At 61.2% G+C, this 12,512-nt stretch carries 10 protein-coding genes; 2 read left to right on the top strand and 8 right to left on the bottom strand.

Features of this window, described 5'->3' with window-relative positions; genetic code table 11:
• Positions 1-4 precede the first annotated feature (4 nt).
• Positions 5-934, top strand: coding sequence for an oxygen-dependent tRNA uridine(34) hydroxylase TrhO (trhO, locus tag AC1DV9_RS23440; RefSeq protein ID WP_477950229.1), 930 nt, complete (start codon positions 5-7; stop codon positions 932-934).
• On the opposite strand, the gene AC1DV9_RS23435 is transcribed toward trhO, so the two are convergent.
• The 3 genes from AC1DV9_RS23435 to AC1DV9_RS23425 all read right to left on the bottom strand — a co-directional run bounded on the left by AC1DV9_RS23435 (position 931) and on the right by AC1DV9_RS23425 (position 6,595).
• Positions 931-3,138 (bottom strand): EAL domain-containing protein, encoded by a 2,208-nt coding sequence (locus AC1DV9_RS23435; protein ID WP_112385610.1) that lies wholly within the window; start codon positions 3,136-3,138, stop codon positions 931-933. The genes trhO and AC1DV9_RS23435 overlap by 4 nt on opposite strands.
• A 320-nt stretch (positions 3,139-3,458) precedes the next feature.
• The gene (locus AC1DV9_RS23430) at positions 3,459-4,832 is read right to left on the bottom strand and encodes a GH1 family beta-glucosidase (protein ID WP_477950228.1); all 1,374 of its coding nucleotides are present in this window, start codon (positions 4,830-4,832) and stop codon (positions 3,459-3,461) included.
• A gap of 164 nt (positions 4,833-4,996) precedes the next feature.
• Positions 4,997-6,595 (bottom strand): ABC-F family ATP-binding cassette domain-containing protein, encoded by a 1,599-nt coding sequence (locus AC1DV9_RS23425; RefSeq protein WP_477950227.1) that lies wholly within the window; start codon positions 6,593-6,595, stop codon positions 4,997-4,999.
• A 239-nt stretch (positions 6,596-6,834) separates the two neighbouring features.
• Here AC1DV9_RS23425 and AC1DV9_RS23420 point away from each other — a divergent pair, with 239 nt between their 5' ends.
• A complete protein-coding gene (locus tag AC1DV9_RS23420) occupies positions 6,835-7,242 on the top strand; it encodes a DoxX family protein (RefSeq protein ID WP_477950226.1) in 408 nt (135 codons plus the stop codon).
• Positions 7,243-7,289: 47 nt separating this feature from the next.
• On the opposite strand, the gene AC1DV9_RS23415 is transcribed toward AC1DV9_RS23420, so the two are convergent.
• The 5 genes from AC1DV9_RS23415 to AC1DV9_RS23395 form a co-directional block, all read right to left on the bottom strand.
• Complete coding sequence (locus AC1DV9_RS23415; protein WP_477940772.1) at positions 7,290-7,655, bottom strand: hypothetical protein; 366 nt, start codon at positions 7,653-7,655, stop codon at positions 7,290-7,292.
• A 113-nt stretch (positions 7,656-7,768) separates the two neighbouring features.
• Complete coding sequence (locus AC1DV9_RS23410; RefSeq protein ID WP_477950225.1) at positions 7,769-8,956, bottom strand: Gfo/Idh/MocA family protein; 1,188 nt, start codon at positions 8,954-8,956, stop codon at positions 7,769-7,771.
• 170 nt (positions 8,957-9,126) lie between these two features.
• Positions 9,127-10,179 (bottom strand): sugar phosphate isomerase/epimerase family protein, encoded by a 1,053-nt coding sequence (locus tag AC1DV9_RS23405; protein ID WP_112385615.1) that lies wholly within the window; start codon positions 10,177-10,179, stop codon positions 9,127-9,129.
• Positions 10,180-10,429: 250 nt separating this feature from the next.
• Entirely contained in the window at positions 10,430-11,377 is a 948-nt protein-coding gene (locus AC1DV9_RS23400) for a substrate-binding domain-containing protein (protein ID WP_477950224.1), read from the bottom strand.
• An 87-nt stretch (positions 11,378-11,464) separates the two neighbouring features.
• Entirely contained in the window at positions 11,465-12,469 is a 1,005-nt protein-coding gene (locus AC1DV9_RS23395; protein WP_112385617.1) for an ABC transporter permease, read from the bottom strand.
• Positions 12,470-12,512: the final 43 nt, after the last annotated feature.

Here is a 12,512-nt window from a genome sequence, read left to right as displayed (position 1 = left end):
GCCCATGACCGACAGCATCAATAGCTCAAGCTCGTTCCTCGTGGCGGCGCTCTATCATTTCGTTTCCGTGCCGCGCTTCGAAAGCCTGCGTGAGCCGCTGCAGGCGCTCTGTGAGGCAAACGGCGTGAAGGGAACGCTACTGCTTGCCCATGAGGGCATCAACGGCACGATCGGCGGACCGGATGAAGGCGTCAGGACGGTACTGACCCATCTGCGCGCCCAGCCGGAATTCGCGACACTTGAGCACAAGGAAAGCCGCGCATCGAAGATGCCGTTCCTGCGCATGAAGGTGAAGCTGAAGAAAGAGATCGTCACCATGGGCGTCGAGAACATCGACCCCAACCAGGTGGTCGGTACCTATGTCGCGGCAAAAGACTGGAACGAATTGATTTCCGATCCCGACACGATCGTGATCGACACCCGCAACGACTACGAGACGGCCATCGGCGTCTTCCGCGGCGCCGTCGATCCGCAGACCAAGACCTTCCGCGAGTTTCCGGATTGGGTGCGCAACAATCCCGGCCTGCACAACAAGCCGAAGATCGCCATGTACTGCACCGGCGGCATCCGCTGCGAAAAGGCAACCGCCTTCATGAAGGAACAGGGCTTCGACGAGGTTTATCACCTCAAGGGCGGTATCCTGAAATACCTTGAGGAAGTGCCGCAGGAAGAAAGCCTGTGGGAGGGCGCCTGCTTTGTCTTCGACGAGCGGGTTTCGGTCGAGCACGGCCTGAAGGAAGGCGAGCACAAGCTCTGCCACGCCTGCCGCAACCCGATCACCACGGAAGAGATCACCTCACCACACTATGAGGAAGGCGTTTCCTGCAGCCATTGCTACGGCACGCGCAGCGAGGAAGATCGCCTGCGCTACCGTCAGCGCCAGCATCAGATCGCGCTTGCCAGGAAGCGCGGCCAGAAGCACATCGGAACCTAGGCTGCACTCGTCCGGCGCGGCGGGCGGCGCTGCTCGCGCCGCTCCTCCAGCATTTCGGTGATCTTGTCGGCCGTTACCGGCCGGCTGAAGTGATAGCCTTGCAGGCTGTCGCAACCGAAGAGACGGACGGCGACCGCCTGGGCTTCCGTCTCGATACCCTCGGCCGTCACCGGAATATTGAGCGATCGTGCAAGCGCGACGGTTGCCTGCAGCATCTCGCGCTGGCTCTCGCTCTCGGTAACGCCATCGACCAGCGAACGGTCGATCTTGATGCGGTCGAAGCCGAACTGGCGCAGGTAACCGATCGACGAAAAACCAGAACCGAAATCGTCGAGCGCAATCTTCACGCCGAGCGTCTTCAGCCGTTCGATCGACTGGCGCGTGCGCTGCGGGTTCTGGATCATGTAGCCTTCGGTGATCTCGAGCGTCACCCGGCGCGCTTCGATCTCCGTCTGCTTCAGAACGTAGCGCACATAATCGGTAAATGCCGGATTGCGGAACTGGCCGGGTGAGACGTTGACCGAGATCCGCAGATCCGGCCACTGCTTGGCCGTCTCGCAGGCCTTTCGCAAGACGAACAGGCCGAGCGCTTCGATCAGCCCGCTGGTTTCGGCGACCGGAATGAAGACATCGGGCGAAATAGGACCGAAGCCGGGACGGTTCCAGCGCACCAGCGCTTCCACCCCGTTCATCTCATAGGTCTCGGCATCGATCAGCGGCTGATAGGCAAGCGTCAGATCGCCGCTCTCGATCGCCGCGCGCAGATCGATCTCCAGCGCGTTGCGCTCTTCGCGGTCTGCATCCATCTCCGGATCATAAAGCATCATACGGGCACGGCCGGCCTCCTTGGCCTTGTACATCGCGAGATCGGCACGGCGCACCAGCTCTTCGCGGTCAGCAACGCCTTCGGGCGACATCGCGATGCCGATGCTGGCGCCGATGACGACGACACGGCGGCCGATTTCCAGCGGCTCGGCGAGGAAGTCGAGAATCTGTTCCGAGAGCTGCAGAGCTTCGGCATTGCCGCCTTCGGAATGGAAGGCAATGGCAAACTCGTCGCCACCGATACGGGCGAGAACCGCATGCGGCGGGATCAGAACCTTCAACCCGGCCGCAACGGCACGGATCAGCTGATCGCCAGTGCCATGGCCGTAGCTGTCGTTGACTTCCTTGAAGCCATCGAGATCGAGGTAGAGAATGAGGATGTTCTTCTTGTTCTGCTGGGCTTCCTCGACCATCGCGTCGATGGCGATCCCCAGCCCCTCGCGATTCCAGAGGCCGCTCAGCCGGTCGCGAAGCGCCTCTTCGCGGGCGGTGATTTCTTCCGCCTTGAGACGCCGTCCGGCCATCCAGCCGATCACCAGAAGCACGGCGAAGAACAAGCCCACTAGGCCCAAGGCTTTCACCACGGTCGGCCGCACCTGATCATAGCCGATGTCTCCCGGCGACCGCGACGTCCAGACGAGCTTACCGAGTGTGACACCCGCAGCATCATCGATCCTGACGGAATATTTTGCGGCGTAGTCCGCGGGCACGAGCTTCATGCCATGGATCACATAGGTGTCGCCAAGACCGGTCACCTTGGCATCATCGAGATGCCGCGCGAATATCAGGTAGCGGCGGCTGCCAGCTGGCTTGTCCAACGCGCCGGATTTCTCGCGTACCAGCGCGATGCCTGCAGCGGCGATGCCCGACTTCGTACCGACAAAACCGACCGCCTCCGGATCAGTAAGATCTGCCGCTCGAACCTTGTCGAGCAGGGTCCAGAGCGATGGTGCGAAGAAGTCGTCGAGACGGCCCTCCATCGCCTTGCCATCACGAAAGGCCATCAGCGGTTTCTTGTTGTCATCAATGACGATGGCCATGTCGAACAGCGAACTGTTGACGGACATCTCGCCGTAATTGCTGATCGTCCATGCCATGCCGCCATCGGCATAGACATTGGCGGCAGCATCGTCCCATGCGGCATAATCGTTGAGGGTCGCGCCGAGCTGCTCTTCGAAAGTCTTCAGCGCTCCAGCGGTGGTCTCCCGCGAGCGCTCGTCGTCGAGCACGTTGGCATTGTCTGCGACGCGCGAAATTGCGGTCAGGATCATCACAGTGACGATCGCGACGATGACGGCGAAGGTCAGCAACACGCCCGTGACGGTCGTGTGCCGGCCTATCCCCAAGGCCTGATTTTTTTGCCCGAATAACTTAGGCATTTATTGCTCCCCGATGGCAGGGACTGTGCCAGTCAAGAGTTCAAGAAACTGTTAAAAATCACGGCAAAACGATTAATCAGCGGGTGTTTTAAAGATAAATTTCGCTATCTATGCAAGAACCGCCCCCGGAGCACCGGAAGCGGCTGACTTTGCTGCATATTTTGCGGCCGCACCATGCTGCTTATTCAGCGCCGTGACGCGGAAAAACCGGATCAGAAACCGATTTCTGGACCCCATTCCGGTGGCCAAAACCACTCGTAAAACCCAGAGGCGATTTTCCGCATTTCTTGCTAAACGCCAGAGTAGAGCCAAGGCTTCGGTCAGGCTGTCTTATGGTTGCTCTTGGGGAACTGGGCAGCGAGATCGCGATACCACTTGCCGCTCTTCTTCACGGTGCGGACCTGGGTGTTGTAATCGACATGAACGAGGCCGAAACGCATCTTGTAGCCTTCCGCCCATTCGAAATTATCCATCAGGCTCCAGGCGAAGTAGCCGCGCATCGGATAGCCATCCTTGATCAGGTTGGCGACGACGTCGAGGTGGTCGCTGACATAGTCGAGGCGCATCGTGTCATCAACCTCGCCATCAGCAACGTCAGTGTTGTCGCAGGCGCCGTTCTCGATGATGTAGCATTCCGGCAGTTCGTAGCGGCGGTAGAGATCCTCGACCAGATGCTTGAGACCGGGCGCGTAGACTTCCCAGCCGATATCGGTCTTGATGTCACTCGCCGGTGCCGCCTCGACAGTCCAGGGGAAATCGCCCTTCTTCGAGGCATCGTCGTGGACGCGGTCCGGCTTGTAGTAGTTGAGGCCCCACCAATCGAGCTTCTGGTTGATGATCTTCAGGTCGCCGTCTTCGATGACGGGCATCCGATCGTCGAGTGCCTCGACGAATTCCTTCGGATATTCGCCCTTGAAAACCGGATCGAAGAACGCGCCGTTATGAAACTGATGGGCGCGCTCGGCAGCAGCCAGATCGGCCGGACTGTCGGAACCCGGAATGATCGACGAGGCGTTGAGCACCAGACCGACAGGAACATTCGGCGCCTCGGAGCGGATCGCTTCGACACCGAGACCATGGGCGAGATTCATGTAGTGCATCGCATGGAGCGCTGCCTGCATGTTGCGCTCGCCCGGAGCATGGATGCCATAGAGGTGGCTGAGCCAAACGATGCACCACGGCTCGTTGAAGGTTGCGACCGTATCGAGGCGGTCGCCGAGGCGGGCCATAACCGTCTTGGCATAGCGCTGGAATGCATAGGCGGTCGAGCGCGCCGTCCAGCCGCCGTCGCCGGCGAGCAGCAGCGGCAGATCCCAATGGTAAAGCGTCGCGAAGGTCTTGATGCCGCGCGCCTTGCAGCCGTCGACGAGGCGGTCGTAAAAATCGAGACCAGCCTCGTTCACCGGGCCGGTACCGTCAGGGATGATGCGCGGCCAAGCGATCGAGAAACGGTAGGCTGAAACGCCCATCTCCTTGATCAGATCGAGGTCCTCGTCGAGGCGGTTATAGTGATCGCAGGCGACATCGCCGTTGTCCCGGTTATAGACGCGGCCGGGCATGTTGCAGAACGCATCCCAGATGGAGGGCTTACGGCCATCGGCCTTGGAGGCGCCTTCGATCTGGAAGGCGGCTGTCGCTACGCCGAAGGTGAAGTCGCCCGGGAAGCGGGCTGCGAGAAGCTTCGGATCGATCATAATGTTTTCCGTCTTTAGTGCTGTTCAGGTCGGCCGGCGCGGCCATCGTTGGCGGCGGTTTAGCCAAGCCGGAATGTCTTGTACAGGTCTCGAATGTCAAAACTGTAACGTTGCAGATAGATTCCGGCTTCAGGACCGGCTTCCCGCTACGCTTCGTCCGGCCATCAGAGCATGGTTGCGCCCGACGGCATCAGAACCCGTCTCGTGATCCCGATATTGTCCAGAAACACTTCGTCATGGCTGACGACCAGAAGCGCGCCGTCATAGGCCGCGAGCCCGGCTTCGACGGCCGCAATCGAGTCGATGTCCAGATGGTTGGTCGGCTCGTCCAAGATGAGCAGCGGCGGCGGCTTCGGTCCGCCGAGCACGCAAGCGAGCCCGGCCCGCAACAGCTGCCCGCCGCTCAGCGTCGAGACTTGCTGCAGTGCTGCGTCGGCGCGGAACATGAACCTTGCCAGCGCCGCCCGACAGGCATTCTCATCCGCGCCCGGATTGAGGGCACGGAAATTCTCACGGACACTGAGCCCGGGATCGAGCAGGCTGACGCCCTGATCGAAGAACGCATGCCCGGCAGGAACCGAGACCGTGCCCTCCCATGGGGCGAGCGCGCAGGTGATCAGCGCCAGGAGCGTCGTCTTGCCGGAGCCGTTCGGACCAGCGACCGCCACGCGCTCCGGCCCGGTGAGCATAAGCGACAGATTGCGGATGACAGGCCGCCCCGGCTCATATCCAGCCGTCACGCCTTCGAGCCTCAGCACCACACGCGACGGCGGCAAGCCGATCGGTTTCAGCCTGATGGCAAAAGGCTGCAGGACTTCGATCTTGCCACGCGCCGCCGATGCCTCGCCAAGTGCCTGCTCCCGCCGTTTCTCGCCGAGCCGCACGCGCTCGCCGCGGGTATTCTCGGCCTTGCGTTTCAGCCCGCCGGCGACAATCCGAGGCATGTCGCCACGCGCCGCCTTGATCCGCCCGCCGCGATCGCTTCGCGCCTGCCGCTCGGCCGCAAGCTGGGCGCTGCGATTGACCTCGTCGATCCGCTTCTCGGCGTCGGCGAGATCATGTTCGGCAGCGGCAAGCTCGATCGCCTTGCGCTCCTGAAAAGCGCTCCAGCCGCCGCCATAGCGCCTAGCACCCAGCGCCGTCAGTTCGACGATCGCATCCATCGTCTCCAGCAGCTCGCGGTCATGGCTGACAACAAGCGCGCCGCCGCGCCAATCGCGCAGCAACGCAATCACCGCATCCCTGCCCTCGCGGTCGAGATTGTTGGTCGGCTCATCAAGGATGAGAAAATCGGGTTCGGCAAAAATCAGCACCGCCAAACCCGCTCGGGTGCGTTGACCGCCGGAAAGCGACGAAAGCACTGTTTCTGGCAGAGCATCGAGGCCGACGCGTTCGAGGGCCGAAGCCATGCGGGACTCGAGCGTCCAGTCGGCATGGGCAAGCTCCTCGCCACTCGCCTCGCCACGCTCGGCCCTCATAAGGACGGCGAGAGCATCGCTGGCGTCGAAGAGATCGGCGATTGTTGCCCCGGCTTCGACCTGAACCGACTGGCGGAGAACGCCGAGGCGCCCGTCGAAGGCGATGTTGCCGGACAGCGGCTGCAGCTCGCCGGTCACCAACTTCAGCAGCGTCGTCTTGCCGGCGCCATTGCGCCCGACAAGTCCTGTGCGCTCGGCACCGAAGCTCAGATCGAGACCAGAAAGAAGCGGCCGCCCGTCAGGCGTCGACCACGAAAGATTGGAAAGAGTGATGGAGGCAGGCATGGATAGAGAACTCCCGGATGGCAAGGCGAGACGGCATTGCGATCTGGGTGAAATCCATGGTGGCACACATCCTGTTGGTATTGCGGGATGACGGCAATCTAGGCAGGCAAGGCGGTCAAATCAAGGCGCATGCGGATGGCGCGCTCGCAGCGTGATAACGCTGATGTCAGAAGTCGTGACTTGAGATCGCCGGTGTGCCGGGTGAGAGCGGAGTGGGAGATAACAACGAAAGGAACCCGATGCTCGCTTCCATCCACCTGCTGCAGCCGCATCTTCTCAGCCTGCTGCGCATCGTCTCGTCGCTCGTACTCTTCAGCTACGGGACGCAGAAGATTCTGCATTTCCCTGCCGCGGCAAGCGTACCGCCGGTTGGCTCCATGTCATGGATTGCCGGCATGCTGGAACTGGTTCTCGGTTTCCTGGTGCTGATCGGCTTCAAGACGCGAGCCGCCGCCTTCGTTCTCTCGGGCCTGATGGCCTTCGCCTATTTCATCGCCCATGCGCCGAAGAGCTTCTACCCGGCGCAGAACGGTGGCGTCGCCGCGATCCTGTTCTGCTTCGTCATGCTGTATTTCGTCGCCGCGGGCGCCGGCTCGTTCAGCATTGATGCGCTCTTGAAGCGCAAGCAGGCCGCTGTCGCAGCCTGAAGCAGATCGCAAGGCTGAAGCGGCTTTCCGCTTCAGCCTGATAGGGCTTACGGCTTGTCGGCCTGACCCTTGAGCTTGACGGCCATCGTAACGGTGCCACGCACCGTGATGAAACTGCCATTGCCGCGATTAAGATCGGCATTGTTGCTGAGATTGGTGATCTGGCAGCTCTCGCCCACCGTCTCCAGAACCAGCGAGCACTGCCGCCCGGCCATAGCATAGAAGGTCTTCTGCGCCAGTTCGATCTGTTCGGAAGGGTTCTGCGTCGCGTCAGCCGGAACCGACATCGACATCGTCGATTGAACATTGACGGTTCCGGGCACACGCTGCCCGCCAGGAATGAGCTGTTGCGCCGATGCCGGAACGGCTGCCAGCGCCAGAATGCACGTCATGATGCGGAAAGAGAATGTCATCGGGCCTCCCCATATGGTTGCGGCCTTCTTCTTTCACAATCCCCTTAAACGCGAATGAGCGCATTCCCTAAGATTGAAGGGAATGCGCTCATTTGAAACGAACCGACCTTAGATCAGACCTTGACCCAGCCGCCGTTCTTCTTGGAAGACGCAACGCAGGCTTCGACGAAGGCCACGCCCTTCACGCCGTCATCGACCGTCGGGTAGACCACGGCCTTGTCGACCGGCTTGCCCTTCTTGGCAGCGTTGATGGCATGGGCCGCTTCCGTGTAGATCGTCGCGAAGGCTTCGAGATAGCCTTCGGGGTGACCGGATGGAACGCGCGAGACGCGGGCAGCCGCAGCACCCGAACCGGCGCCATTGCGGGTGATCAGCCGCTTCGGCTCGCCGAACGGCGTGAACCACAGATAGTTGGGGTCGGCCTGAACCCACTCGATACCACCCTTGGTGCCATAGACGCGAACCTTCAGACCGTTCTCATGGCCCGGCGCCACCTGGCTACACCAGAGCATGCCCTTGGCCGGCTTTTCCTTGCCCTTGGCCTTGTAGCGCAGCATCACATGCGCATTGTCATCGAGACGGCGTCCCTCGACGAAGCTGTCGAGATCGGCGGCGAGGCTGTCGAGCTCCAGGCCGGAGACGAAGCAGCCGAGATTATAGGCATGCGTGCCAATGTCGCCGGTCGAACCGCCGGCGCCCGATTGGGCCGGATCGGTGCGCCAGACGGCCTGCTTGGCGCCCTGCTGCTCGACGGCTTCCGTCAGCCAGTCCTGCGGATACTCGGCTTGCACCAGGCGGATATCGCCAAGCTCGCCATTGGCGATCATCTCGCGCGCCTGGCGGACCATCGGATAGCCGGTGTAGTTATGCGTCAGGATGAAGAGAGCACTGCTCTCGTCGGCGATCTTCTTCAGCTTCTTGGCATCGGCAAGATTCGACGTCAGCGGCTTGTCGCAGATGACGTGGATGCCGCGGCGGAGAAACTCCTTGGCGGCATCGTAATGCACATGGTTCGGCGTCACGATCGACACCGCTTCGATGCCATTCTTCAGCTTCGCCTCGCGGATCGCCATCTCGCGATAGCTGGAATATGTCCGCGACGGATCGAGACCGAGATCGCGGCCGGAGGCCTGCGCCTTTTCCGGCGTCGAGGACAGCGCCCCGGCGATCAGTTCATATTGGTCGTCCAGACGGGCCGCCATGCGGTGCACGGCGCCGATGAATGCGCCAGCCCCGCCGCCGACCATGCCGAGGCGAATGCGCGGTTCGCGCGTCTGTTCGTTTGATGCTTCGATTGCCATTGTGTCCTCCTCGAAATCAAATCTCGCGAAAGTCCCCTCTGCCCTGCCGGGCATCTCCCCCACAAGGGGGGAGAAAACTCGCCGCGCTGCCCCGCACCAATAATAGGTCGTAGCAACGCCGCGAGAAGCCCCTCCCCTTTGTGGGGAGGGGTTGGGGAGGGGTATTTTCGTTAAATCCCCAGCATCCGCCGGTTGGCTGCCTGATCGGTGCCGCCCGCGGCGAAGTCGTCGAACGCCTTCTCGGTGACGCGGATGATATGTGCCTTGACGAATTCGGCGCCTTCACGGGCACCGTCTTCCGGATGCTTGAGCGCGCATTCCCATTCGACCACGGCCCAGCCGTCGAAATTGTTGGCGGTCATCTTCGAGAAGACGGCGCCGAAATCGACCTGGCCATCACCCAGCGAACGGAAGCGGCCCGCACGCTCGACCCAGCCCTGATAGCCGCCATAGACGCCCTGCCGCCCGGTCGGGTTGAACTCGGCATCCTTGACGTGGAACATCTTGATCCGGTCTTTGTAGATGTCGATGTTCTCAAGATAGTCCAGGCACTGCAGGACGTAGTGCGACGGGTCATAGAGCATGTTGGCGCGTGGATGGTTCTTCACGCGCTCCAGGAACATCTCGAAGGTGACGCCATCATGCAGGTCTTCGCCCGGATGGATTTCGTAGCAGACATCGACGCCGCAGGAATCGGCATGATCGAGGATCGGCGTCCAGCGCTTGGCGAGTTCGTCGAAAGCGGTTTCGACCAGACCGGCCGGGCGCTGCGGCCACGGATAGATGAACGGCCAAGCCAGCGCGCCCGAAAAGGTCGCATGCGCCTTGATGCCGAGATGCTTGGACGCTGTCAGCGCCATCTTCACCTGCTCGACAGCCCATGCCTGACGCGCCTTCGGATTGCCGCGCACTTCAGGCGCCGCAAAGCCATCGAAGGCTTCGTCATAGGCGGGGTGAACGGCAACGAGCTGGCCCTGCAGATGCGTCGAAAGCTCGGTGATCTCGACGCCGTTCTGGCGCGCCACACCGGCAAACTCGTCGCAGTAATCCTTGGAGGATGCGGCCTTCTTGAGGTCGATGAGCTGGCTTGCCCAGGTCGGAACCTGGACGCCCTTATAACCGGTATCGGCCGCCCATTTGGTGATCGCATCCCATGAGTTGAAAGGCGCGGTATCGCCTGCGAACTGGCCGAGGAACAGGCCCGGCCCCTTGATCGTCTTCATGTCAGAAATCCTCCCTGATTAGCGACCGTAAACGTTTATGATAATCTGTCACACGCATTTTGGCGGGAGCAAGGCGCCTCCACGCACTTGCGGCAAATGTGGCTGGATAGCCGGAAGTCAAATGGTGAGCGAACTAAACACGCCTCACCGGCAGCTGCAAGAGGTACGTGCCGCAAATTCGTCCGCATGCGAAATCGGAACATGAAAAATGCGCCCATCCTTGCGAATGGGCGCATCTGAAGGCGAATGATCAGAACGGAGAATCCGGGAAGTAGAAGTCCTTGGCGTTGTCCTTGGTGACGAGCGTCGCATCAAGAACGAAGGTGCCGCGAACCGGAACCTGATCGTAGAGACCAGCAGCCGTCAGTTCCATGGCCGTACCGACCATTGCCGGCGGATAGAGAACGTCGACCGGAATCATCTTGTCGCCGTCCATGACCTTCTTGATCATGTCCTTGGAGCCTGCACCGGCGACGACATACTTGATGTCGGTGCGCTTGGCCTGCTCGATGGCCTGGAGTACGCCGACAGCCATGTCATCGTCCTGGCACCATACAACGTCGATCTTCTGATACTTGGTCAGGTAGTCCTGCATGACCTTGAAGGCATCATCGCGGTTCCAGTTGCCGTACTGGCGGTCGAGAACCTTGACCTTGGAGCCTGCAATGCCCTTATCGAAGCCGTCCTGACGCTGCTGATCGATCGGGATCGGCAGGCCGCGGATGATGACGACTTCGGCGTCCGGCGTCTGGGCAGCGATGTACTTGCCGGCGACTTCGCCGAGCGCCGGGTTGTTACCGGCAACATAGAGATCGCGAACCGAATCGTCGTTGGTGGACGGTGCACGGTCGACGAGAGCGACATACTTGCCCTTGCCCTTGACTTCCTTGATGGCGTTGACCAGCGGATCCGGATCCGACGGCAGGATGACGAGGGCATCGATGCCCTGCGTATCAAGGTCCTGCACGGCGTTTGCCTGGCTGGCAGCGTCCGGCGAGGTCTTGACGATGACGTTCAGGCCAGGATGCTCTTCCATCAGCTTCTTGGCGACGCGTTCGGCATGGAACACCACACCAGAGGTCCAGCCGTGGTCGGCGGCCGGAATGGACACGCCGATGGTGAACTTCTTGTCCTGTGCGTATGCGGAACCCGCCACTGCGACGGCCGCAACCGCAAGACCCAACATGAGTTTGCGCATGCTATTCTCCTCCCAACATAACTTCAGGGACTTTCCTACCCGTAAACCGGACGCCCTGTGAGCCCGGCCAATGGCTGTTGCGGTCCGTTATCCCTTCCGGACCAGCGAGCGCTGCACCAGCATGGCGATGATGATGATCGCACCCTGGATCGCACCGATGAGATATTCGCTGATGAAGTTCGACAGCAGCATGATGTTGCCGACGAGCTCGAGGATGAAGGCGCCGCAAATCGTGCCCCAGACACGCCCCGCCCCACCCTTGAGCGCCGTGCCGCCGACGACGACAGCCGTGATTGCCTGCAGCTCCCAGAGGATGCCGGTGGTGGCCGAGGTCGAACCGAGACGGGGCACGTAAAGAAGAACGGCGATCGCCACGCAAAGCCCCTGGATGACGAAGGCAATGGTGCGCACCTTGTTGACCGCAATGCCCGAGTAGCGGGCGACATCGCTGTTCGAACCGACGGCGACGACATGGCGACCGTAACGCGTGCGGTAGAGAATAAAGGCGGCAACGGCGGTGACCGCCAGAATGACGACGATCGGAACCGGCACGCCGAGGAAGCTGCCGAAATAGGCCGGACGGTAGAGCGTCTGGATTTCAGGCGAGCGCAGCGTGATAGCGCCGCCCTGCGACAGCCACGTCGTCAGGCCGCGATAGATGCCCATCGTGCCGAGTGTCGCAATGAACGGCTCGATCTTGCCCATGGTGGTGATCAGACCGTTTGCCAAGCCACAGAGCGCGCCCGCAACGACAGCGAACACAACGGCAACGACAAGCATCATCGTCGGATCGGCAATGACGCCGGAGTTGAGCAAAAGGATCATCAGGCTGGCGACGAAGGCCACCATCGAGCCGACGGACAGATCGAGGTCACCGGCGGAAATGACGAATGTGGCACCGACTGCGATGATGGCGATGAATGCACAGCGCGTCGCGACATTGGCGAGATTGGTGATGCCGATGAAATTCGGATTGACCAGGGCGCCGACGATCAAAAGCAGGAACAGCGCGGCGAACGGCGCTACGGCGCGCAGATCGACGTCCCGCCAGGAGCGGCGCCGGATCTCTCTGGTCTCCTCGTTGATGCTCATTGTCAAAACCAACCTCCCGACCCAAACCCTGTGGGCATCTTAT

The organism is Rhizobium sp. 01L410 (genome assembly GCF_056400165.1).
This window is presented reverse-complemented; position numbering and strand designations above follow the sequence as displayed.